This window comes from Paraburkholderia sp. J63 (assembly GCF_905220245.1).
Taxonomy (GTDB): Bacteria; Pseudomonadota; Gammaproteobacteria; order Burkholderiales; family Burkholderiaceae; genus Paraburkholderia.
The window spans coordinates 44522-68793 of sequence record NZ_CAJMZF010000009.1; the positions used below are offsets into that span (position 1 = coordinate 44522).

At 61.6% G+C, this 24272-nt stretch carries 21 protein-coding genes; 9 read left to right on the plus strand and 12 right to left on the minus strand.

The features are described from left to right. Positions 1-102: 102 nt before the first annotated feature. From U5775_RS12220 to U5775_RS12235, 4 genes are read left to right on the plus strand one after another with little or no spacing between them, the layout of a single operon-like run. On the plus strand, positions 103-2127 hold the full coding sequence (locus U5775_RS12220) for a 3-hydroxyacyl-CoA dehydrogenase NAD-binding domain-containing protein (RefSeq protein WP_322058395.1): 2025 nt from the start codon (positions 103-105) through the stop codon (positions 2125-2127). Positions 2128-2147: 20 nt separating this feature from the next. Beyond that, the gene (locus U5775_RS12225) at positions 2148-3326 is read left to right on the plus strand and encodes an acetyl-CoA C-acyltransferase (RefSeq protein WP_322058544.1); all 1179 of its coding nucleotides are present in this window, start codon (positions 2148-2150) and stop codon (positions 3324-3326) included. Between the two features lie 11 nt (positions 3327-3337). Continuing rightward, positions 3338-5002, plus strand: a complete 1665-nt coding sequence (locus U5775_RS12230) for a long-chain-fatty-acid--CoA ligase (protein WP_322058396.1) — start codon at positions 3338-3340, stop codon at positions 5000-5002. 58 nt (positions 5003-5060) lie between these two features. Next, positions 5061-6398: an MFS transporter gene (locus U5775_RS12235; protein ID WP_322058397.1), complete on the plus strand. Its 1338-nt coding sequence runs from the start codon at positions 5061-5063 to the stop codon at positions 6396-6398. 27 nt (positions 6399-6425) lie between these two features. Here U5775_RS12235 and U5775_RS12240 read toward each other — a convergent pair whose 3' ends face one another. Next, positions 6426-7136, minus strand: coding sequence for a TetR/AcrR family transcriptional regulator (locus U5775_RS12240; protein WP_322058398.1), 711 nt, complete (start codon positions 7134-7136; stop codon positions 6426-6428). Positions 7137-7271: 135 nt separating this feature from the next. Here U5775_RS12240 and U5775_RS12245 point away from each other — a divergent pair, with 135 nt between their 5' ends. Both U5775_RS12245 and U5775_RS12250 read left to right on the plus strand, forming a co-directional pair. Continuing rightward, positions 7272-8153 (plus strand): alpha/beta fold hydrolase, encoded by an 882-nt coding sequence (locus tag U5775_RS12245; protein WP_322058399.1) that lies wholly within the window; start codon positions 7272-7274, stop codon positions 8151-8153. Between the two features lie 103 nt (positions 8154-8256). Beyond that, on the plus strand, positions 8257-9306 hold the full coding sequence (locus U5775_RS12250; RefSeq protein WP_322058400.1) for an amidohydrolase family protein: 1050 nt from the start codon (positions 8257-8259) through the stop codon (positions 9304-9306). A gap of 86 nt (positions 9307-9392) precedes the next feature. On the opposite strand, the gene U5775_RS12255 is transcribed toward U5775_RS12250, so the two are convergent. From U5775_RS12255 to U5775_RS12285, 7 genes are all read right to left on the minus strand, one after another. Beyond that, positions 9393-10673, minus strand: a complete 1281-nt coding sequence (locus U5775_RS12255) for an MFS transporter (protein ID WP_322058401.1) — start codon at positions 10671-10673, stop codon at positions 9393-9395. 79 nt (positions 10674-10752) lie between these two features. Then, positions 10753-11511: an Asp/Glu racemase gene (locus U5775_RS12260; protein ID WP_322058402.1), complete on the minus strand. Its 759-nt coding sequence runs from the start codon at positions 11509-11511 to the stop codon at positions 10753-10755. Between the two features lie 7 nt (positions 11512-11518). Further along, positions 11519-11977 (minus strand): acyl-CoA thioesterase, encoded by a 459-nt coding sequence (locus U5775_RS12265; protein WP_322058403.1) that lies wholly within the window; start codon positions 11975-11977, stop codon positions 11519-11521. Next, positions 11974-13131 (minus strand): FAD-dependent monooxygenase, encoded by a 1158-nt coding sequence (locus U5775_RS12270; RefSeq protein WP_322058404.1) that lies wholly within the window; start codon positions 13129-13131, stop codon positions 11974-11976. Before U5775_RS12270 ends, U5775_RS12265 begins: the two co-directional genes overlap by 4 nt. Then, positions 13128-13997, minus strand: a complete 870-nt coding sequence (locus U5775_RS12275; protein WP_322058405.1) for a VOC family protein — start codon at positions 13995-13997, stop codon at positions 13128-13130. Before U5775_RS12275 ends, U5775_RS12270 begins: the two co-directional genes overlap by 4 nt. Positions 13998-14000: 3 nt before the next feature. Continuing rightward, positions 14001-15695 carry an AMP-binding protein gene (locus U5775_RS12280; RefSeq protein WP_322058406.1) on the minus strand — a complete coding sequence of 565 codons (1695 nt, stop codon included), beginning with the start codon at positions 15693-15695 and terminating at the stop codon, positions 14001-14003. 44 nt (positions 15696-15739) lie between these two features. After that, positions 15740-16933, minus strand: a complete 1194-nt coding sequence (locus tag U5775_RS12285) for an alpha/beta hydrolase (RefSeq protein WP_322058545.1) — start codon at positions 16931-16933, stop codon at positions 15740-15742. A 285-nt stretch (positions 16934-17218) separates the two neighbouring features. On the opposite strand from U5775_RS12285, the gene U5775_RS12290 reads away from it, so the two are divergent. Continuing rightward, positions 17219-17932, plus strand: a complete 714-nt coding sequence (locus tag U5775_RS12290) for a TetR/AcrR family transcriptional regulator (protein WP_322058407.1) — start codon at positions 17219-17221, stop codon at positions 17930-17932. A gap of 4 nt (positions 17933-17936) precedes the next feature. Here U5775_RS12290 and U5775_RS12295 read toward each other — a convergent pair whose 3' ends face one another. Continuing rightward, positions 17937-19166: a porin gene (locus tag U5775_RS12295; RefSeq protein WP_322058408.1), complete on the minus strand. Its 1230-nt coding sequence runs from the start codon at positions 19164-19166 to the stop codon at positions 17937-17939. A 531-nt stretch (positions 19167-19697) separates the two neighbouring features. Between U5775_RS12295 and U5775_RS12300 the strand changes: the two genes are divergently transcribed. Then, positions 19698-20783, plus strand: a complete 1086-nt coding sequence (locus U5775_RS12300; protein WP_322058409.1) for a porin — start codon at positions 19698-19700, stop codon at positions 20781-20783. A 274-nt stretch (positions 20784-21057) separates the two neighbouring features. Here U5775_RS12300 and U5775_RS12305 read toward each other — a convergent pair whose 3' ends face one another. Continuing rightward, positions 21058-21279, minus strand: a complete 222-nt coding sequence (locus tag U5775_RS12305) for a hypothetical protein (protein WP_322058410.1) — start codon at positions 21277-21279, stop codon at positions 21058-21060. Between the two features lie 381 nt (positions 21280-21660). Between U5775_RS12305 and U5775_RS12310 the strand changes: the two genes are divergently transcribed. After that, complete coding sequence (locus U5775_RS12310) at positions 21661-22554, plus strand: LysR family transcriptional regulator (protein ID WP_322058411.1); 894 nt, start codon at positions 21661-21663, stop codon at positions 22552-22554. 23 nt (positions 22555-22577) lie between these two features. Here U5775_RS12310 and U5775_RS12315 read toward each other — a convergent pair whose 3' ends face one another. Next, positions 22578-23204, minus strand: a complete 627-nt coding sequence (locus U5775_RS12315) for a response regulator transcription factor (protein ID WP_322058412.1) — start codon at positions 23202-23204, stop codon at positions 22578-22580. Then, on the minus strand, positions 23201-24262 hold the full coding sequence (locus tag U5775_RS12320; protein WP_322058413.1) for a PAS domain-containing sensor histidine kinase: 1062 nt from the start codon (positions 24260-24262) through the stop codon (positions 23201-23203). Before U5775_RS12320 ends, U5775_RS12315 begins: the two co-directional genes overlap by 4 nt. Positions 24263-24272 lie beyond the last annotated feature (10 nt).

The following is a 24272-nucleotide window of genomic DNA, read 5'->3' on the forward strand; positions in this document are numbered from 1 at the left end:
ACATAATGGGTGGCAATCGGAAGAATGTGACGTCGGCGGCGTACTCGTTGAGTGCGCAACCTCATCTCCTGAATTCCATTCAACCTGATTCGCTTCCCGTCCATGTGCATCGAACTGATTCGCCCGTCACCGGGTGTAGCCGTCCTGACAATCGACAACCCGCCGGTCAATGCACTGTCGACACCATTTCGCCTGGCACTCCTTGAAAATTTGCGAAAGGTTGAAGCAGACGATGATGTCCGCGCGGTCGTGCTCACCGGTAACGCGAAGACGTTCTGTGCCGGCGCCGACCTGAAAGAGTTCACGAACGGCACGGCGATGGACTATCCGTCGCTCGTCGATGTCCTGATTCCATTCATTCTCGCGATGAGCAAGCCGCTCGTCGCGGCGATCGGCGGCAGTGCACTGGGTGGCGGCCTGGAACTCGCGATGTGGTGCCATGCACGCGTTGCGACGCCCACCGCGGCACTCGGGCTCACTGAAACCACGCTTGGCCTGATGCCGGGCGCAGGCGGTAACCAGTTGCTGCCGCGCGCTGTGGGCCTGGAGCGCGCCGTGAACCTCATTCTGAACGGCCGCATTCAGGCCGCAGAGTCGTTCAAGGGCACAGCGCTCATCGACGGCTTCGCGTCGCAGGACAGTCTCATCGAGGTGGCAGGGCAACTGGCGTTGAGTATGGCTGAACGAGGCCGGCCCTTCGCGCATCTGTTGGAGCGCAGTGTTGAGCATCCGCAGGCCGCAGGATTTCTGGCGGTAGCGCGTGCGCAGACACGCGCGCGCAAGGACTGCACGAACGGCATGCTCGTAGCGCTCGATGCGATCGAGTTGAGCCTGTCGCTGCCGGCCACCGAAGGGCTCAAGCGCGAGTTCGCGCTCTTCTGTCCTGTCATGGAGAGTGAAGAGGCGCTTGCGATCCGTCACGCCTTCTTCGCGGAACGTGAAGCCCCGAAAGTTCGCGACGTGCATGCCAGCACGCCGGCCCGGGAAGTGCGCCGGGCGGCGGTGATTGGCGCTGGATTCATGGGCAGTGGAATTGCGCATTGCCTCGCGCGTGCTGGCATCGACGTGCTTCTGCACGACGTGAGCGTTGAGGCAGCGCAGCGAGCAGTCGCGAAGCTCGCCGCGTACCCGGAGATCGAGGCGCAAAGGGTGAGCGTCCTGCGCGAGCTTTCCGAACTCGCCCACGTCGATCTCGTGATCGAAGCAGTCGTCGAGTCGATGGATGCGAAAATCGAAGTCTTCCGCAAGATTGACCCGTGGCTGCGCACGGGTGCGTTGCTCGCGACCAATACTTCGACGCTCGATGTCGACGTGCTCGCTCAGGCGACTTCACGCGCGCCGGACGTGATCGGCTTGCACTTCTTCGGCCCCGCGCCGGTCATGCGTTTGCTCGAGATCGTCCGCGGTGCGCAGACGTCGGTGCAGGCGATCGCAACGTCGTTGCAGTTGGCTCGGCGCATGAAGAAGGTGCCGATCGTCGCGCGCGTCGGCCCCGGCTTTGTAGGAAACCGTATCTTCGACCGCTTGCTCGACGCGGCGCTCGAGCTTGCAGCCGAAGGCGTGCGTCCCGGCCAGGTCGATCGTGCGCTTGAGGTCATGGGGATGAAGATGGGCCCGTTCAGAACGATGGATCTGATCGGCAACGACGTGCTGTCGAAGGCGCGCGGAAGACGGACCGATACGGCTGGTTATGCGCTTGCCGAAGCGCTCGTCGGGCGTGAGCGTTTCGGTCAGAAGAATGGGCGAGGCTGGTATCGCTATGGCGCCGACCGCCGCACGGCGCTGGCCGACCCCGAAGTGGAGGCACTGCTGCCTGCGGCTCCAGCGAGCGCGCTTGCACCGACCGAGATTGTTGACCGTTGCGTGCTCGCCATGGTGAACGAAGGCGCACATGTGCTCGAGGAGGGAATCGCCCAGAGAGCGTCGGACATCGATATCGCGTTTCTTCTGGGCTATGGATTCCCTCGTCGTCTCGGCGGTCCGATGCTACATGCTGACCGCAGCGGGCTCGCGGTCGTCGAACAGAAGCTGCTTGATCTGCGCCGGCGCACGGGAAACGCGGTGTGGACCCCCGCTCCGCTAGTCATGCGGCTCGCGCGCGAAGGCGGCGTATTCAACCCATCTTGAGCGGAGCGTCATTTCGAGTTATGAAAACCCCCGTAATTGTTTCGACGGCACGTACGCCGTTCGCGCGCTCCTGGAAGGGCGCGCTCAACATGACCCACGGCGCGACGCTGGGTGGCCACGCGGTCCGGGCGGCGGTCGCTCGCGCGGGCATCGATCCCGCTCGGGTTGAGGATGTCGTGCTTGGCTGCGCGAACCCGGAGGGCGCCAACGGCGGCAACATTGCGCGCCAGAGCGCTATTCGTGCTGGACTGCCTGTCACGGTGCCTGGCGTAACTGTGAACCGCTTTTGCTCGAGCGGGCTCCAGGCGATCGCGTTCGCGGCGCAGCGCATTCAGACGGGCGAGTGTGAAACGCTCGTCGCCGGCGGCGCAGAGTCCATTTCATGCGTGCAGCGTGAACTGAACATGCATATGTTCGAGGAAGCGTGGATCGCGGCGCACAAGCCTGAACTGTACTGGCCGATGCTGCGGACCGCGGAACATCTCGCGACGCGCTATGAGGTGTCCAGGGAGCAGCAGGATATCTATGGCGCGCAAAGCCAGCACCGTGCGGTGGCGGCGCGGGAAGCGGAGCGCCTTTCTGCCGAGATCGAGCCGATCACGACCTTGGCGTGCATGATCGACAGCGCCACCGGCGATCTGCGCAGCGAACAGGTGACGATAGCTGCCGACGATGGCTTGCGCCCGGAGACGACGGTCGCGACGCTAGCCGGTGTGCGCAGCGCGCTTGCCGGCGGGACGGTAACGGCGGGCAACGCGAGCCAGATTACGGACGGCGCTGCGGCCTGTGTGCTGATGGAGGAAAGCGCGGCGTCGCGTGCGGGCTGCGAAGCCTTGGGACGCTTTCACGGCTTTGCGGTCGCCGGATGCGAGCCGGCGGAAATGGGGCTGGGCCCGATCTACGCCATACCGAAGCTGCTGGCGCGCGCGGGCCTCCAGATTGGTGATATCGACCTTTGGGAGATCAATGAAGCGTTCGCGGTGCAGGTGCTGCTGTGCCGCGACCGGCTTGGCATTGACGACGACCGGCTCAATGTGAACGGTGGCGCAATCGCACTCGGTCATCCTTATGGCGCAACGGGCGGACGTCTCGTGGGTCAGTTACTCGCTGAAGGACGGCGGCGTGGTGCGCGCTGGGTCGTAGCGTCGATGTGTATCGGCGGCGGCCAGGGTGCTGCGGCGCTTTTCGAGGTCTATTGATGGAGGGGCAGGTGAGCGAACCCGATTACGAAGCACTGCGCGCGAAGAATGCCGCAGCCTCGCTCGTGGCAACCATGATGGACCGGCCATTGCGGGTGACCGACGTCATCCGCCGCGCCGAGCGCCTGTTCGCCGACGTGGAGGTGGTGAGCCGTGTCGAGGAAGGCCACATTGAGCGCACAACGTATGGCGCCATCGCGCGGGACGCGAAGCGCATGGCAGCGGCGCTGCGCGCGCTCGGCATCGGCAAGGGCATGCGCGTCGCCACGTTGATGTGGAACCACGCCACGCATCTCACGGCGTACTACGCGGTTCCCGCTATCGAAGCGGTGCTGCACCCGGTGAACCTGCGGCTCTCGGCTGAAGAGATCGCCTACATCATCGCGGAGGCCGGCGACGAGGCGCTTATCGTCGACGAAGACATGCTGCCGCTATATGCAGAAATCGAGCGCTTCGTTCGTGTGCCTCACGTGATCGTACATCGCGCGCGGCGAGGTGGCGCGAGCGAAGGGCGTCTGGACTGGCATACGTTGATCGAGCAGACTGAACCGATTCCCGACTGGCCGGACGGCCCGCATGACGAGAACGAGGCGGTCAGTATCTGCTACACGTCCGGGACATCGGGGCGCCCGAAGGGCGTGGTCTATTCGCATCGCTCCATGCTGCTCCACGGTCTGGCTGCGGCGGGTGTGGATGCGTTCAGTTTGTCCGGGCGCGACACGCTCATGCCGCTCACACCGCTTTTTCACGTGAACGGCTGGTCAATGCCGTATAGCGCCGTCATGCTCGGCGCGAAGCTCGTGTTCAACGGGGCGCATGCCACCAGCGCCGCTGTACTGGACCTGATGACGCAAGAGCGAGTGACGGCCGCGTTCGGCGTGCCGACTTTCTGGGTGGACGCGCTCAAGGCATGGCACGCGCATCCGGGCCGCTGGCAGTTCGAGCCCGGCGTTCGGCTCTACGTGGGCGGCGCAGCGCCTTCGGCGGACATGATCCGCAGTTTCGATGCGCTAGGGGTCTATCTCCAGACCGGCTGGGGCATGACAGAGTGCTCGCCCATCGCAACGCAGACGTGGGTGCGCCGTACATACGACGCGCGCCCGAACGCCGAACGTCTGGCGCTGCGCACAGGCAATGGCTTGCCGCTGCCATTCGTCGAACTGCGTCATGTAGATCCCGACGGGAAAGTGCTGCCATGGGACGGCACGAGCCGCGGCGAGTTGCAGGTGCGCGGGCCGTGGATAGCTTCCGCTTACCTGGGGCGTCCCGACCCGCTCACCGCCACGACTCCCGATGGCTGGCTGAAGACTGGCGACATCGTGACGTTCGCTCCCGATGGCTACATGCGGCTCGTCGACCGCCTCAAGGACCTCGTGAAGTCAGGTGGCGAATGGATCAGCTCCGTCGACATGGAGCAGGCGTTGCAGGACATGCCTGCGGTTTTCGAGGCGGCGGTGATCGGCGTGTCAGACGAGCGCTGGGGCGAACGGCCGCTCGCTATTGTCTCGCTGCGCGAAGGCCTGGCGGCGACAGAATCGCAGATTCGAGCGCATCTCTCGTCGCGCTACCCGAAGTGGATGGTGCCGGATCACATCGAGATCGTCGATGCCCTGCCGAGAACGTCAGTCGGGAAGCTTGACAAGGGCAAGCTTCGCAAGCGCTACACAGGCGATTAGCGTTCGCTGCGCGGCTGGGCCAGAACTAACTACAACATAGAATCGTTTGGAGACAACCATGCAACCCACCATTGCGCAGGCGCCAGCCGCCGCCGGGCAACTTCAGGACGACGTCGTCGATCAGCTCTACCGGCGCGTGCGTTGGCGGCTACTGCCGCTTCTCTTCATCAGCTATCTCTTCGCGTTTCTCGATCGCGTCAATATCGGGTTTGCGCAGCTACAGATGAAGCACGCGATCGGGGTGACCGATGCGCAGTACGGTCTCGCCGCCGGTGTGTTTTTCGTTGGCTACGCATTGTTCGAAGTCCCAAGCAATTTTCTGTTCGGACGAATCGGCGCGCGGCGGACCTTCCTGCGCATCATGATGCTCTGGGGCGTGTGCTCGTCGGCGACGCTATTCGTCACCGCGCCGTGGCAACTGTATGTGCTGCGTTTTTTGCTGGGTGTATTCGAGGCCGGCTTTTTCCCGGGTGTGATCCTGTACCTGACCTACTGGTTTCCGCGAAGCCGTCGCGGCTCGACCACGGGTATCTTCCTCATGGCGACCGTTGCTGCGGGCATGGTGGGAGCGCCGCTTTCCGGGGCGGTCCTGCAGTGGATGGACGGCGCACTCGGTCTGCAGGGATGGCAATGGCTCTTCCTGTTGATGGGCCTGCCGACTTGCGTCCTGGGTGTGTTCTGCTATTGCTTTCTCGACGATCGTCCGGCCGACGCGCATTGGCTCGACGCCAGCGAGCGCGCATGGATCGAAGCACAAATCCGCGAGGAGGAGCGGGAGCACCAGATTCGCGCCCAGGCCGTTGCGGCCGTCAGCACGTTCGGCGACCCGCAGGTGTACCTCCTGAGTTTCATCTATTTCGCGCTAACTGCCGCCGGCTACGGTATCAACTTCTGGCTGCCGACGCTCATTCGTGGCGCAGGTGTGGCCAACTACGCCTCCGTTGGCCTGCTTGCATTCATTCCGGCCACTCTCGCGGCAATTTGCATTGTGCTGGTCAGCTGGCATTCGGACCGGGTTCGCGAACGCCAATGGCACTTTCTCGCCTGCGTTGGCGCTGGCGCGCTCGGCCTTGCGCTGGCGACGGCGACGACATCGCTTTCAGGGCTAGTCGCGGCGATCGCGCTCGCCAACATGGGTGCCACGACTGCGATCGCTCTTTTCTGGTCGTTACCGCCCACGTATCTCGATGCACGGCGTGCTCCTGTCGGCATCGCCCTGATTAGTACGATCGGGACGTTGTCCGGATTCGTATTGCCAAGCCTCATGGGGGCGATGAAGGTGTGGAGCGGTTCGCTCGCACCGGGCATGCTACTGATCGTCGTTTTGCTGGTCCTTGCAGCGTTCCTGGCATGGTGCTTCCTTTCCAGGAGGGCGTTTGCAGTGGGTTCGAAATGACGCTATAGCGCTTCGTCGTGACATTTGTCACGCCGCCGTATCTGCCGCGCGTTCTTCGGAGCGGATTCGTCCCCGTACCAGCAGCGAAGTTGGCGACGCTTTGACCTGAGCTACGGGTGACCGAACGAGCGCGTCTGCGTCCTTGCCTGAGAGTCCCAACCCACGCAATATCGCTGCCACTGCTCGCTCTGGTTGGGTGGCGTCCGCCGCCCCCGTCGCGATTCTCAGCGTCGTTGCGAGTGCCGTTCCCGCAATCAGATCTAGTGCAACATCAACGGTTACGCTTTTGAAGCGCCCGGCTTTCAAACCTTCTTCGATGTGTACTGGAAGATAGCGGTAAAACAGGCTGCCTGGCCCCCCCGAATGCAGGCCGACGGCGCTGATGAAGCGACCGAGCAACGGATAAGCATCGGCCGAGTGCAGATACATGCGTACGCCGGTTGCGATACGCAGTGCGGGATCCTCGTAACGACCGACCTCGCCCTCAATAAGCTCAAGCAATTCGTTATTGAGTTCTTGCGTAACCGCTTCAAGCAGGTCGACGTTGGTGCGGAAGTGGTTGTAAAACGAACCCTGCGATACGCCTGCGGCAGCGATGACATCCTGGATGATGCTGGCGCCAACGCCCTTCTCGGCGAAAACCAGCATGGCGCACTCGATGAGCCGCGCCCGCATTCGTTCGCGCCGCTCGGCGGCCACGCGGGTGCGATGATCGACGGTAGGGGGAGATTTGTTCATGGCCCGATTATACGTTCGCCTTACGGGTCGTCCATCATCGATGCAAGTAAAAAGCGAGCATGGCGTCATAATGAGAAATGTGTCATTATAGATGGGCCGCGGTCCTGCCTCGCGGCACGTCCGTCCGGAGACAAGGTGAAAGCCGCATATCCTTCCGCTACCGTCAATGAGCGCTTTGTTACCGTTGGGACGCGCAGGATCTTTCTCGCCGAATCCGGTACGGGGCCGACGGTATTGATGCTCCATGAAGGCAGCCCGGGCGCTTCCGGTCTGTCGAATTACTCTCGCAACATCGGGATGCTGGCAGCGCGCTACCGCGTGCTGGTGCCCGACTTGCCCGGTTACGGCCAATCGTCGAAAGGAATAGACGTGCGTGATCCGTTTGGCGATCTCGCCGCAAGCATGTTGGCGATGCTACGGGCCATCCGGATCAGTCGCGCCCATGTCGTCGGCAATTCGTTTGGGGGCGCCTGCGCACTACGAATGGCCATCGAGAGTCCAGAAACGATTGGCCGACTTGTCCTGATGGGCGCCGACGGCGTGAACACTTCACGCGCCTTGCCCACCATGGCGCTTCGTCGTTCTATTGGCTACTACAAAGGGCGCGGGCCGTCGCGTGAAAAGTTGGCGACGCTCCTTCGAAGAGATTTTGTCGACGACGCGAGTTCAGTAACGGAGGATCTCGTCGACGAACGTTTCCGCGCCAGCCTTGGGCCCGAAGTACTAGCCAAACCGTCATTACGCCGGCTTCGTGGCATAACCAACTTCCGTCACATCGACTTCACCCGTGATCCACGCGTGCGAGCAGTAGAGAATCCGACTCTCGTACTTTGGGGGATGGAGGACAAGGTGAACAGAGTCAGCGGTGCGAAGGCGCTGGCCACGCGCTTGCCCAACTGTGACGTGCATCTCTACGGCAAGACGGGGCACTGGGTACAGTGGGAGCGCGCCGAAGAGGTCAATGCGGCTGTTGCGAGCTTTCTGGCCCAGGACGTCTCCGTCGGAACAGTGGAATAGCTTGGAGCGTCAAAGAGCGGCAGTCCGTGTGTATCGGAGCGGCAAGCAGGATGAACGGCCTGGCAAGCGTTCTGCGACACCGCTTCTTTTTCAGGAGAGCAGTGTGAACCATCCTCCCGGGCGTATTGACGTCCACCATCATCTGATTCCACCAGCGTTCGTGAATGCCATGCGTTCCAGAGGCCGCGACGAGGTCGCGGGCGCGAAGCTGCCACATTGGACGCCGGAAATGTCCATAAAAAACATGGACGCCCACGGCATTGCCACTGCGATCCTTTCGCTGTCGGCACCCGGCGTCAATCTTGGTGGACCGTTGCAGGCACGCGACCTCGCCCGCGCCTGCAACGAATTTGCAGCCGATGCAATCGAGCGCCATCCGGGGCGCTTTGGCTCGTTCGCGGTCCTGCCGATGCCTTTCACCGAACACGCCTGCCGGGAAGCGGTACACGCGCTCGACGTGCTGAATGCGGACGGTATTGTCCTGCTCGGCAGCACCGATGGTCATTTTCTGGGTGACACGCGGTTCGACGAGTTGATGGCTGAACTCGACCAGCGAGAAGCGGTGGTTTTCGTCCATCCGAACATGCACAAGACCAGCACGGAACTCGCGCTTTCAACGCCTGGATTCCTCGTGGAATTCCTGTGCGATACCACGCGCGCGGCAACCAACCTGATCTTTTCGGGGACACTGGAAAAGTATCCGCGCATCAGGTGGATACTTGCACACGCAGGGGGGTTCCTCCCCTACATTGCGTGGCGGTTGTCGCTTGCCAATGGCATCCCGGAGATGGCAATTAAAGCGCCCCGCGGCGCACTACACTATATCCGCAGCTTCTATTACGACACAGCGTTGTCCCCGTCGCCCTATGCGATGGCAGCCCTGCGTGAACTCGTTGAGCCAGAGCACATTCTGTTCGGTAGCGATTACCCGTTTGCGCCGGCCGTGGTGACGGGAATGGAGACGCGGGCGCTCGAGGACCTCACAGTGTTCGATGCGAGCACCAAGGCAGGAATAGACCGAGCACACGCCCTGGCCTTGTTTCCACGATTCATTACGGTGGACACGGGTGGCGAAGCTGCTTCGGCAAATAGTGTCGAAAAAGCGTTCGGACGCGGTGTGGAGGCGATCGCCGAGAAGATTCGGGACCGCTGAGCCCTGCGTCCACAGTCGCCCGGGGAGTTCCCGCCTTTGCGCGCTCTCCCTGGGGTACTCGCAGTTGCCAGGCTCAATACCGGCTTTCAGGCATCTGCTTGGGCAATCCGTGCTTTCGTCTTCTCGGGATTCAACATGGGATACCGTCCCAACGAGACCAGCAGCACACTGGCGGCGATCAGCAGGACAGGGGCGACACGCAGCGGTAGCTCGTAGTTTCCGTAGACATCGAAATACCGGCCCGCGGCGATAGGCCCGACAACGGCACCGAGCGCATAGCCTGAAAAAGCGACACCATAGTTGCGTCCAAACTTGCGCAACCCGAGATACGCACGTACGAGATACGAGAGCAGATCGCCCTCGGCGCCGATCGCCAGGCCGGCCAGTCCACACGCGACCAATGCAGACTGGAGCGTTGCGGCATTCAGCAGCAGGAGGCTGCCGCAAGCACCGGCCAGCAGAAACGTGGCGCCGACGAATGGGGCGTGAAAGCGGTCCATAAGAAAGCCCGAGAGCAGCCTGCCGAAGAGTATCCCGACACCGACGAGCGAGGCGCAGGTGGCGGCCCACGCGGTCGACAGTCCACGGTCCATCAGAAGTGCGGGCAAGTGCGGATTGAGCGAGAGGGTCGCGCTTGACGCCAGCAATGCCACGAGAAAGATGGTGGCAAGCTTCCACGCGGAAAATGGCAGTGCGACCGCATGCACCGTGGCAGTCCGGTCGTGCTCCCGTTCCGCTACCGTGCGAGGCGGGCGCTCCTTGATCAACGACAGGGCGAGCAACGAACCTGCGAGCGAGACGCAGGCAAGGATCTGATAGGTGTGCCGCCAGTGAAACGCTGCGATCAGGTGTTGTGTCACGGCGGGCGCGGCGGCCGCGCCGGCGCCCAGCCCGATCATCGCAAAGCCCGTGGCGAGCCCAAGGCGCCTGTCGAACCATTGCGGCAAGATGGCAAGATAACCGAGCACCGAGGTCGCTGCGCCAAACACACCGATGACGACCGACAAGGCAAGCCATGCGCCTTTGCTTCCGGTTTGCAGCCCCATGCAGGCCACAGCAATGCTGAACACAATGGCCGAGACGAGAATCACCCGGCGCACGCCGAAGCGGTCCATCATCACGCCGATGAACGGGCTCGCGACAGCAAGGCCACCCATCGACGCAGCGTAGGACACGGCTGCCTGTTCGCGTGTCCAGTGAAACTCCTTCAGGATGGACGGCGCGAAGACGCCGGCAGTCGCGTTGAATACCGGTGCGTAACCGAGCGCCATGCCGATCGCCGCGCCCAGTACGATTGCGGCAAGCGTACGCCTGGAGGCTTCGGGCGGAGGCTCAATCGCGCCCCGCTTTGTGGATACTGTAGTCATCAACGTCTCCTCATGTGCATTTTCGGCGGCGCTTGCGGGTGGCCGCCCGAATATTGAAGCCACGCGTGCTGCGATGGCGCTAGTCGAGTCCCTGCGTGTCGCCGAGATACGCGCCGGCGCCACGCAATTCGGGCTTGAGCCCGAGCAGCTTGAGCATCTGGCGAACCGTACAGGCAGCTGTCGATGTGACCGGAATCCCGAGCGCGTGTTGCGCGAGCTGCAAGGCGGGCAGAGAAGGCATCTGGACACAGGCTGAAAGAACCACGGTATCGACGTTGCGCACGTTCAGGCGTTTTACGTCCTCGATGAGCCTGAGCGGATCGCGCGCGCCCACGTCCAGGTTGTCGTCGATCGAAAAGTTGATTGCGTGCTGAACCTCGATGCCTTCTGCCTCGATGTACTCGACTACACGTCGCGTGAGCGTGTCGGTGTAGGGCGCCATCAGCGAGATGCGCTTCGCGCCGAAGCTCTTGAGTTCATCGACGAGCGCGCCGGCAGATGTCATGACTTCGGGCTGCGCCGACTGCGCGCCAATGGCGTCACGCAGATCCTGCGCGGCCGTGCGGTGGTAGCCGTGGCCCATGCACATGATCGCAACGAGACACGCGGTGCTGAGCACGTCGACACGAGCATCGGCGAGTTCGACAGCGCAGCGCCCCATGTCGCGGTTCATGCGTTCGAGTTCTTCCGCCACGACCTTGTGCATGCGTACGCGGCTCGAGTGAAACGTGAACTCGTGCTCCGGATGTGCGTTCATGTACGCGGCGAACATCGCTGGAATTTCTTTTTCCATCGTGATATTCGAGCTGGGCACGATCTGCCCGATCCGATATTTCATACTCCGTTCACCTCGTGGTTTGAACACGCACGTAGCGCATCAGGGTTGCGCGCAACGACGCGGGAATGTCCGTGCTTTCGCGCACGTGCGCATGCACGCAGATCGGCGAGAAACGCGCGCTGAATATGGAGTCGCCGCCTGGGCGTCTGCCTTCGCAGTGAAAGTCGAAACTGCGCGTGCGTAGCTCGCCGACGTAACATTCGAGGTCGACGATATCGTTGGGCCAGAGTGTGCCGGCGAAGTCGAACGTCATGCCGCGACAGGGCAGCCCCACACCATGCTGCTTGCCGAGTGACTCGCCTGAGCCGCCCACGATGTGATCCTTGAAGAGCGCGAGCGCCCCCAGCAGATAGTCGGGAAACCTGCCGGTGTAGACGACGCCCGCCGGATCACAATCACCCCAGCGTACCGTGCGGCGCACGATGAACGGCGCTTCGCTCAGAACGTATTCGTAGCTCTGTGTCATTGCATCGCCTCGCCAGCTGGTACCGCGCCAGCGCTTGCCAGTTCGCGCATGAGAGCGGGGTACTGTTCGCGCAGACGCGCCGCATCCACCCGGCCCGTGCGCGTCATGAACTGGTAGACGAATTCGTGCGGCGTATAGGCGTCCATCCAGTCGCGGATCTGCTCGTACCATTCATAGGAGGCTTCCGAAGCGCCGATCAGCCGGTCTTTCGCCTCGCGGCGCGAATGCACGTAGGCGTGCAGGGCGGATGGCACATCACTGCCGTGCGAGGCGATGGCTTGCGCGAGCGCGATCGAGTCTTCCATGGCGATGCGCGTGCCGGAACCTATCGAGAAGTGCGCGCTGGCGAGCGCGTCGCCAATCAACACGCGGTTGCCGCAGAACCAGTTTGCGTTGCGGATCACGGGAAACTGCCGCCAGATCGAGTTGTTCGATGCCAGCCCGTGCCCATCGAGTTCGGGCGCGAAAACGCGCTCGAACAGCGCGCGTCGCTCGTCGGCACTTGCATTGTCAAGGTCGAATTCGCGCCAGGTGCGGTCGTCGCATTCCGCCACGAAGGTACTCATCCGCTCGGAATAGGGATAGTAATGTGCGATGAAATAGCCGCCCTCGTGGCGGCGAAATATCAGCGCCGGACACGCAAACGCCTTTTCTACGCCGAACCAGGCGAAATGATTCGTCAGATCGCGACGCGTCGTGCCAAATGCACCCGGCGCACTGGCCCGCACCAGCGAGTTGATGCCGTCAGCGCCCACGACGATGTCACCATCGAGTGCCTCGATGTCGAACACCCGGGAAGACCATTTCACACGGATGCCGAGACGTGCCGCGTGGTCCTGCAGGATCGACAGCAACTGCAAGCGCGCAATTGCGCCGCCGCCGATCCCGGGACGTTGCACCGTGATTGGTGTTTCTCCACTCACGATCGTCTGCTGCGTACTGAATTTCATCGCTTTGACGAGATCGGCGCATACCTCCGGCGCTGCGTCGCTGAGTCTGGCCAGCCCGGTATCGGCAAGGACGACGCCAAAGCCGAAGGTGGCATCCGGCGCGTTCTGCTCTAACACCTCGATCTCAATATTCGGAGCGTGCTGAGCGAGAAGAATGGCGAGGAAGAGACCAGACGGGCCGCCACCTACGATGTCGACTTTCATGGCTGCTCCGTCGGGTCAATCAGGAGATCGTCCGCGTCGAACCGCGCGATACGGCCAATGAGGCCGCCAGTGAGCGCGCCGTACCAGACAGCGGGCTTGAAACCAAGGGCCCTGCGGTTGAGCGCGATGCCCGGATTGCCGTCGATGCGGATATAGCCGTCACCGAGCACGGTCGTGCGGTAAGTGCCGGATTGCTTCGCGGTTTCGACGAGCGGGCGGAACTCCGGAACGTCGAGCACGAACAGGGAGGCGACACGCGCGTCGCGCGGACCATCGAGCCGCATACCTTTGCGTTGCCACACCGGCTCGATCGAGCCAAAGGGCTCGCCCGTCGATGCATGCCGTTCCAGCTCGATGGCGGCCTCGATCGTGCGGGCTGCATCGCCGGCATCCAGTGCATCAAAAGGACGCGTCTGGTAGGTGATCTCGATAGGGTACCCGTTTGGGTCGTTGAAATAGATTGACTCGATGACTTCGTGGCGCACCTGATAACGCAGATCGATGCCGGCCTTTTCGACTCGCACACGCCAGGCCGCGAGTTCCGCCGCGTCCGCAACCTGCCACGCGGTATGGGTGGCGCGTTCCTGGTAGTGGTCGCTCGGAGCGAGCCGTTCGGGGCGCTCCGTGCCGATGTAATAGAAGAAGGCGATCGTGCTGCCGTTGCCGCTGTCGAAGAAAAAGTGCAGGAAGTCGGCATGATCAGCAGGGCCCCAGCCTCGCGCGGAAATCGCGTGCACGAGCGGCAGGCCCAGCAAATCGCGGTAAAAGTGGACGGTGTCTTCCAGCTTCCAGGTGGGACGAGCGGTGTGGTGCACGCCGCGCAGGACCGGGCGCGCCAGCAGGGACGGATTCAATGGCTGATTCATGATTTATCCTCGTGAGGCGGTTCGTTCCGCCCCTTCGCTATTCAGGCGCTCGATCAGTTGCTGGCGCAGCAGCACCTTGCTGCGTTTGCCGGATGCAGTCATGGGGAATTCCGGAATGAGTTCAAGGCGTTCCGGCCATTTGAATTTCGCCAGTCCTTCCTGTTCAAGGAAGGCCGTGAGATCGGCAAGCGTCAACGGCACGTCGAGCGGGTCGGGCACGACGAACGCGCAGACTTTCTCGCCGTAGACGGGGTCGGGCATGCCGACCACCGCCGACGCATGGACATGCGGACAACGGTTGATGACGTTCTCGAGTTCTTCGGAATTGATCTTTTCGCCGCCACGATCGACGACATCCTTCGTGCGACCGCGGAAAAAGTAGTAGCGCTGGCCGTCGATGACCTTGGCCATCATGAGGTCGCCCGAGCGATAGAATCCGTCCGGCGTGAAGCGAGTGACATCTTCCTTTTCGGACTTGTAGTACCCACGGATCGTGTAGGGCCCGCGAAACAGCGCCTCGCCGGTTTCACCGTCCGGCACCTCGATTTCGCTGCCGATTTCGACGATCTTCACCTCGTCGCAAGAGGAGACCGGGCGTCCCACGGACTCGTCGAGCGCTTCGGCGGGATCGCCCTCCCGCGCGAACATGATCACACCCTCGGTCATTCCAAAGATGTGATAGCAGGGCGATCCGAGCATTTCCCGCAGGCGCGGTGCGTTTTTCGGTCCGGTAAGCTTGCGACGAGCCTTGTCTTCCGGCGTGGCGTGCTTCATTTCATCCGCCACGCGCGAGAGTATCGGGCCCGCCAGACCAAACCAGCTTGGCTTGTACTTCGACACCACACCCGTCAGCGTTTCCTGGGAGATGTCGGGGCAGACCGTCACGCGACCACCCGCAAGCAGGATCGGACCAAAAAAGCAGACCATGTTCATGTTGTGCATGAACGGCGTGGCCATGAACAGTACGTCGTCGCTGGTATAGCGATTCCACGCCGCGACGGCCTGCATGTTGTACAGATATTCGTTGTGAAAGCGCGGAATGATCTTGGGCACGCCAGTTGTGCCGCCTGAGAGCTGGAACACCGCGACCTGAAAGGGATCGCTCTCCACTCGCGAGAGGATGTCGCGCGCTTCATGGATGCTAGTGTCGTCGAGGAGCGGCCATAGTGAGTTCGCTTCGCCACGCTGCGTGCCGCGAGCCTGGACAGTGATCCTCAGGGATGGCACGTGTGCGCGCATTTCGGCCGCGAATGCAACATCGTCGAATTTCGGATCGTCCCCCTGCACGACGTGCACCGTGGCTTCGCAAAGATTACCGAGGTAAGAGATCTCGTGCTTGCGGAAGGCCTGCAGCGCGCACAGAGGAATCAGCGACGCTTTCAGGCAGCCGATGAAGGCGATCAACAATTCGTTGCAGTTGCCGCATTGCATGACCACGGGATCGAGTGGACGGGCGCCGAGCTTGAGAAGCGCTGCGCCGAAGCGATCGGTCAGGTCGTCGAACTGTGCGTACGTGTATTCCGCTTCGGGGCCGACCAGCGCGAGCCTTGTGGCATGGGTGGCGAACGCCTCTCGCAATGCGGTGGTGAGCGATTGCGTGCCGAGCACGCCAGCTTCGATGTACTGACGCAGTCGCGGCTCGTCCGGGTAACGCACACCCGGCAACGCGACCCTCGGACGGATTGTCTGTTGTTCCAACGTTGTCTCCGACATTGTCTCTATGTGTTTGCGAAACGTGCTGTTCAGGATTCGCCGAAGCGTTCGTCCAGCCAGGCAGCAATGTGCCGTCCCACTACCTCACGCCCCGGTGGCTCGCCGCGCTCGAGCGCCATGCCATGATGATTGCCGCGCACACGAATGCGGGTCTTGTCGACAGCACCGAGCCCGTTGAAGATCGCTTCGATGTCCTGCGGGTAGGCGCATTGGTCCCCCGTGTATTCGAGCAACAGCGTGGGGGCGACAATGGATGGGCCACACAGTGCAAACGATGCGCGCGACGACTGACCCGACCACGTCGAAAGCCATGACTCCGGTGTGACGATGCGTCCGAACGCGACACTGCCCCAGTTCGACACGAACGGATCGTTGCCCCATAGGGAGCCGACTTTCCGATCGGACGGATCGAGTGACGTATCCCACGCGCGCGGGTCGGCATCGGTTCGCCATACCTGGAAGATCGGTGCATGCGCGGCGAGCCGGCGGTCCGCCGGCGTGGGCGAATCCGCTTTCAGGCGACGTCGTGCGGCCTGCTTACGTTCGATCAGATCGCGGGCCCGCTCGTCGAGCCGCTGAGCGCGCTGCAACTGGGCAGCGCGATAGCGCTCGATGAACGCGTTCTCATAGCGCGCGCTACGGGTTTTCGGGTCGTAGCCGTTCTCGGCGCAAAACGGATCGAGCGCCGGATCAACGGAAAACGGATCGTTCTCGTCGACGATGCTGGCGTCCAGGCTGTTCAGGAGGATGGCCCCCTGGCCGGGATGCGGTGAGACGAGAATGAAACCGTCGGCGGGAGGCAACTCGGCTTCCCCGAGTCCGGTTGGCCGCCCGGCCGGCGTATGGGCGAGCCGCTCGGCAGGGACGAGGCGCGATTGCTGGTTGTAGAACGCATACAGCGCGGCTCCGCCGGAATTGCCGAGCAGCACGACGTTGCGATAGCCGAGCGTACGCAGATGGTGTACACCGGCCGCAACGTCGAGCAGCGCGATCTCGTGTTCGAGGCGCAGATCGTTGCCGATCGAGCGGGGACCCTGCACCCAGCACGCGCAACCCGCGTCGAGTACCGCTGGCACGAGATAGTGGGTCACCGACATTTCACGTGGATGCATGATCGAGACGACGGTCTTCTCCTTGCCCGTCGACGTGAAGAGAAAGCCTAACGTTTTTTGGCCATCGACGGTCTGCAACGCATAGGGCGTGACCGTGAAGGGGCGTTGCATCAGCGCTGGATCCCAGTTTGCGCCGCGCAGGCCGGCGGTGACGACCGCTTTTTCCGCCTGTTCCACATCTCCTCCCACCAAGAATTGAGTTTGATATAAATCAGGTTAAGAATTAATTTATATGGTGTCAATTACATTTTGGCGGTAAACTGCCAGGACTTACCCGACCGACGATCTTCATCGATGACCGCACGCACGACCAGGAAGCCGGAAACGCCCGTCGAAGCGCCTACGCGCAAGCGCGGACGACCGCCTCGCAGCGCCGCGGCCATCCGCACGGAGTCCATGCTCTCCCGCAACGTCATCATCGAACGCGCCAGCGAGATGGCAAGGACCACGCCGCTCGATCAGGTGTCGATGGTGCAGCTCGCGAAGGAATTTGGCGTAGCGCCGACGCTGATCCACTACTACCTGGGGGGGCGGGACGAACTCATTTCGGGCGTGCTGAACGGTTATTACCGGCGGCGCCTCGAGGCCTTGCCTGCCTTGACCGGTAACTGGCGCTCCGACGTCGAAACATTTGCGCGCACGTCCTTCGCCTTGGCGAGGGACGTGCCCGGCGTAAGCCTGTATGTCGCTTCGCACAACCGCTTCCGGCTATTTCAGGCGGTGGCGCCTGGTGAGATCGACTATGGCCTGGCCATGTTCAACCATGTCACCTCCGCCTTCCTCCAGGGCGGCTTTCCCGCCGAACGCGCGGCGCTCGCGTATCACCTTCTGGCGCAATACCTCCTTTCGTCAAGCATTTCGGCGGCGGGCCGCCAGTCTCCGGCGGAGCACTCGGACTTCCTGCGTGGCAAGTTCAGCGAAATCGCCGGCGAACGTTATCCCGCAGCAAAAATCGTGGGTACTGCGTTCGCGGAACTGAGTGCGGAGCAGGCGTTCGACGAGGGTCTCAAACTGCTGCTTGACGGTTTCGGGGGGTGGCTGGGCGAGAGCGTGCCGGAGGTCGTGAAACGCCCGGCACCCCGCAAGGCGCGCGCAGTGCGCGCCGTCTGAACCATCAGAACTTATGCCGAATGCCAAGACGCACGCCGATCTGCTTGTCGGTGGCGGACGGGCTGAAGCCGGCGATCGAGGCCACTGCACGTTGACCGAGTGAGTCCGTACCCAGGGCGCGCTGCAGAACGGTCAGCAAGTACACGTCCGTGCGCTTTGAGAGGAGATAGTCGGCGGCAAGGTCGAGCTGCAGGTACTTGGCACCATCGTCGCCTTTCACCGAGTTGCGGTGCGTGTAATCAAAGCCGGACCCCAGCAAAAGCGACGGCGTCACGTTATAGCGCACGTTGAAATCGTAGCTGGTAAAGACCGCGTTGCCACTGTAACCCAACGGATTCGGACCCGATGCAGAGCCGAGATGGTCGAAGCGCGTATTGGTCGCGGCGAGCGAGAAGACCGCGCTGCCGAGCGTGTACGAAGCGCCAGCGCCAAGGATTTCAAGCGTTTTGGCCGACGCATAGCCCGCGTAGACCGGATATGATTGCGGGCTCGTACTGCTGCCAGCGGAGCCGATGTTGTTGGCGGTCGCCGTGCCCTTGTTAGGCGTGTTTCCATAGAACGAAACGTTGGGGTCGCGCGCATTGAGGTAGCCCGCACCGAAAGCGAATGATCCGCCGGTATAACCGGCGCCAAGCGCCCATATCTGGTTCTGAGTTGTGCTGCCCGGCACGCCACCGAAGCTGTACAGCGCACCGGCGCTGAAGCCCCCAAATTTGGCCGTCGTGATTTTGACCGCGTTGTTGATACGGTTGGTGTTGGTGAGATTGTCGAGATCATCGGGGTGCGCGCCCATGTAGCCGGCCCACGATCCCGACGCCGCAAAAGGTTGCACAAAATCGATCAGCGGGTCGTACTGTCTGCCCAGCGTCACCCTGCCAAAAGGATTGGATAGCCCCACGAAGGCTTGTCGGCCGAACTCGGCGCCGCCTTGCGCGAGTGCGCCCGTATTGGCAAGAAAGCCGTTTTCCAGAACGAAGATGGCGTTCAGACCGCCTCCGAGATCTTCCGAGCCGCGCAAGCCCCAGCGACTGCCGCTCAAACCGGTCGCGTGCGCATCAGTCAGGGCAAATTGGGAGCCCCCCTGCGGAGTGCCCCGCACCACGCTGGTCTGCGCACTGTTTGTATAGCTCAGACCAATGTCGATGATTCCATAGAGTGTCACCGAACTCTGGGCGTATACCGGCACAGAGAGGAAAGCTGCAAAGGCACCGAGTGCCGCCTGTCTCCGAAGCATATTGAGTCTCCATTTAAGTAGTTATACTAATTGATCGTGTGCGAGAAATCGCAGGAGGATGTGATCCTTATATTTATTGAAGTCATCTCAATTAATGGAAGAATCCGGCATATTTTGTAGGGTGTCAATAAATTTGCACCGGTACAACATGAGCGTTAACCCGTTGCGGCCGCAATCATCCAGCGTCTGAGCCGTCCTGCGAGAGAGGGGCAGGCCTTGCCGGGCTTGCGTCTGCGCCTGTTCAGAGCCCGCGCGTCGAGATATCACGGTGAGTTGCCAGGGTAATCGAGAGTATTGTCATGATGAGAATTTACTCACTACAATCGATGTCGTGGTTTGCATGTCGTGATCACGGAGCGAATGCATGGCCGCTAGACATGAAAACTGTTGTCCTGCCGCACCTGAAAACAGAGCGTTGACACTGGCTGCTTCCCGGCCTATGCGCGCGTCCTGTCTCAGAGAAGCGCTGACTTAGCAAAGCAAGAGGCTTAAGAAATCCGACCACGTATTACAATAACTAAGGATGACGAAATGACTTGTGTTGCAAGAAGAGCATTGTGTGTTTCCTTGCTTGCGTGCTCGGGATTGGGTAGCGGTAACGCGAATGCGCAAAGCAGTGTGACCCTCTATGGCATCGTCGATGGCTCGCTCATGTACACGAGCCACACGCTGAACACGCAGACGGGTAGGGATGCAGGGCATCAATTCTCGTTCACGCCTGGTGGAATGACGGCATCGATCTTCGGATTGCGCGGTACTGAGGATCTCGGCGGTCGCATGAGTGCGATATTCGATCTCGAGAGCGGTATCAATCTGGGGACCGGCGCGCTCGGTCATTCGAATGGGAACTTCTTTGGCCGTCAGGCGTGGGTCGGCATCGATAGCCCGTATGGAACAATGAAGGCCGGGCTGCAGTTTTCGCCGTTCTTTCTTTCCCTCTACGATCTCGACCCGCGTGGCATGTCGAATTTCGGAAGCGGCCTGATCAACTACGTCAACAACGTATGGGTCACCGGGCTCTTCAACAATAACGCGATCAGCTATACGTCCCCGGAGATTGCGGGCCTTCAGGCCGCCGGACTATTTTCTCTTGGCGGGACAGCAGGCGATTTCCCCGCGGGAAGGCAGTATTCGGCAAGCTTGCGGTATCACCTCGGTGGCTTGACCGTCTCGGGTGCGATTTATAACGGTAACGCGGGAGGGACAGGCGTGTCGACGCCCATTCCGAGCACCATTGCGTTCGTCGGGCGGGATATCGGCGCGAGCTACCGGTTCGCGAACGACCTCACGCTGTCTGCCTCATACACGCTTTACAAGGTTTCCGGAAGTTTTAGCAACGGCGTGTACGCCGGCGGGTTCAGCTATTTCATTAAGCCGTACCTCAATGTGAATGGCGGCGTCTACTACACACGCGACGGCAACGATAGCGCGAATCACTCCATCCTTGCAGCAAGCGGCGTGCAGTTCTTTCTTTCCAAGCGCACTACGCTGTACGCGCAACTTGGATACGTTCACAACCACGGCCACATGGACACCGGTCTCTCCATCAACAATGCTTTGTATGGAGTCGAAGGCTCCACGGTGGGTGCGAGCATTGGCCTCAGGCAGATGTTCTGAGCAACTTTGCGATCGTTGGGCGGCATGAAAACGGCTGACGTAAGTCTGCCTAGTGTCTGCCCGATCGCGTCTCGACGTGTTCGCTGAGGGGCGGCCTCGCTGATTTGCTGTCTCAATACTGTCCGAGGACTGGAATCGTCTTGCAGCGCGTCCGCGTTTTCATCGTGATTCGCGACAGACTCGTTCCGGGCGAGTCGACATCGGGTGGCGTAAGTGTTGCGAAGAATCCGAAACGCTCGGGCGCGCTGCGCAACAATGCCGGCGGCGAATTCATTCACCGCGCGTGCTTCTCGCGCGCTTCGATGTTATCGCCGAGGTGCAAGCCGGGCACAGAAACCGAGATATTCCCCGTGGCGGAGTCTTTCGCCTCCATCAGATCCAACGCGCCTTCTGCGCTCCAGTCCGAATAGCCCCCTGCAGTGATGCCGCGCTGTTCGAGCCACGTGACGCACGAGGGGGGAGCAACCTGGTGATCGGTGTCGAGCTTGCGGGACATCAGGAACCTTCCTCGACTTGAGCCATCAAGCCAACCGCAGCGTTGCTACCTTTGGCACGGTAAATTCCCGCGACCGTTGGGAGTACGCTTGTTGAGAAAGCAACGAGCGAACACAATGCCGGACGAAGTCTCACCGGGACCCGGATGCATGCTGGATCTGCGTGCCGGGAAACGGATGCCCTTGTTGCCGCGTCGCGCGGTCAACATGACGTATATTTTCCAGGTGAAGATTTAATAGGTAAAATGAATTTTTTTGCAATTAAAAATACGAACACAGAATGTTTTGTGCAATTTTCCACATTGAGCCACGCCGTTTGCAGCCGGCTTCGTTTGCCGCCGATCGCCTTGCGGTGAAGGGCGTAAGTCCGTTGGAGTAGGTACGTGAATTATTCAGGTGTTGTTGCATTCCTTGCCATTGTCCGGTGCAACGGCTTTGGGCGCGCGGCCGAAGTGCTTTGTCTCACGCAACCCACCGTAAGCAAGCGTCTCCGGCTCCTGGAAGAGGAACTGGGCGCCATGCTCATCGAACGAGGCCGCGGCGTCCGCGACATCAAATTGACCGAGGCCGGTGAGGCGTTTCTCGATGTCGCCGAGCGGTGGGTCGTGTTGTACCGCGAGACGATCGCGATTTCGGGGCAGTCGGAGCGTTCGTCACTGCGCATCGGCAGCATTGCGGGAATCAATTACGAATTGCTTGATGACGTCTATGCCGCGCTGGCCGCTTCCGAGCCACCGTTCTGGATCTCGATTCAGTCCGGCAATTCTCGTGAGCTATTCGAGAAGGTCACAAGCCGTGAGTTGGACGTGGCCTTCACCCGACAACCGTTCGCGCATGAACAGGTCATTACGCGCAAGCTCTACAGCGAGTGCATGGTGGGAGTTTGCCTGTCTGGTTCGAAACTCGCTGGCCGCAGCGGGGTCGAGACGGGTGAGTTGCTGCCCGAAAACGAGATCTTTGCGCACTCCGACGAGGAATTCCAGTCGTGGCACGACGCCCGTTGGGGAACGCGCGTTCAGGGCCGCATTACTGTCGATACGATTCACCTCACGCTATCGCTCTTGCGCCGACGCGATCAGTGGACTCTGGTTCCAGCAAGAGTCGCGCAGGTCGCTTGCCAGAAACACGATTTTGCGTCATTCACGCTGCGTGATGCCACGCCTGAGCGCTCGTGCTTTTTGATCACACCGGCATCGGGCCGGCGCGGAGCGGCGGAGGCGCTTGGCGCCCTGGAGGAAATCATCGGGCTCGCACTCTCGGCGTCTGCCCGGCGCTAGATAGCGAGCGCAAATCACGGAGCTCAAGGGACGCTGCCAACGCCGTTCCGGATCGCATAGTCAATCAGCTGAGCATTGCTGGTGAGATTGAGCTTCTCCAGTATGCGGCTGCGGTACGTGCTCACCGTCTTCACGCTAATGAAGGTCATCCGCCCGATTTCCGTGAGCGACTTGCCGCTTACGATCAGTTGGAGGATCTGAAGCTCGCGCGCAGACAGGCGAAAGTGAGGCATTGTCTCACCGCTGTCGCTAGCGGCAGGTACGCCGGGCACATTCAGATAGCGCTGGCCCTTTGCGACCGTGCGAATCGCGCTGAAGAGTGCTTCCGGCGTGGTGTCCTTCGAGAGATAGCCGTTCGCACCCGCGCGAATCGTCGCGGCGCCGAATTGCGCTTCCGGGTACATCGACATCATGAGCACAGGCAGGTCGGGCATCGTGCGGCGAATGCCCTCAAGCACGTCGAGGCCGCTGCGCCCGTTCAGGTTGATGTCGAGCACGACGACATTGAATGGTTGATCACGCACGAGCGAGAGCGCTTCGGCGCTGCTCGACGCTTCGGCAGACACGCAGAATTCGGGCTTGTCAGAAAGCAGGCGCCGCAGCCCGGAGCGGAAGATCGTGTGATCGTCGACAAGAAGGATTTTAATCACGCGCTGCGCCTCCCGTCGCCGAGCGGCAGCGTCAGTTGGATGCAGGTGCCACAGGTAGGGCCCGGGCGCGCGGAGAATTCGCCGCCGACCTCCCGGGCGCGTTCGCGCATGCTGATGAGGCCCATCCCGCCGCGTCGGTGCCTCGAGGACTTGATGCCGACGCCGTCGTCTTCCACGAACAGATCGAAACGCGCTTCATCTACCTCGATGCGAACCACGACCTGCGTGGCCTGTGCGTGGCGCACGACATTCGTGAGCGATTCCTGGAAGATACGGTATGCCGCGAGCTTTTGCAGCGATGAGAGCGGCGCCGCCTCACGGGTGATTTCCACCATCGGGCGCAATCCGTGGCGTGGACAGAAGCGATCGAGGTGATGACGGATGGCGGCTTCAAGTCCGAGATAATCGAGGACCGCCGGATACAGCGATTCGGAGATCTCGCGCACGACGTCGATGCCTTCCTGGACCGACGCGAGCAGGTCGCGGGTGATGGCGCCAAGCTCGCTGGTTGGCTCGCGCTCCAGAATCCGGTTTGCGTCCATCTTGATGCCAGTGAGGATGCCGCCGAGCACATCGTGAACCTCCCGCGCGATCGTCGCGCGCTGCTGTTCCCGCACGCTGTTGAGGTGCGTCGTGAGTTCGCGCAGTTCTTCGCGGGACGCGTCGAGTTCGCGCTCATAGCGCAGCCGCTCCGAGACGTCGATTGCCACGCCGGCGACCGCCGGCCGCCCGTTGAATTCAACGGCGCTGCCATGAACCTCCAGATCGATGTCGCGCCCGTCCTTGTGGCGGCCGCGCGTCAAATAGCGAATGCTTGACCCCTGGAGCAGGCGTTCCGTTTCCTTGCGCTGTACTTCATCGAGCGAACCCGGCGATACAAGGTCCGCCAGGCGTTGCCCCACGATTTCCTCGGGCTGGAACCCGGTCATGTGTGCAAAGGCCGCGTTCGCATAGCGCAGCACGCTGTCCTGAATGACGTAGATGCCGACGAGCGACTGCTCGACCAGTGCCCTGTATGGCACCTCGCCGCTGGCGTTTGAATTGGGATCCGGTTTCATTTCTCGCATT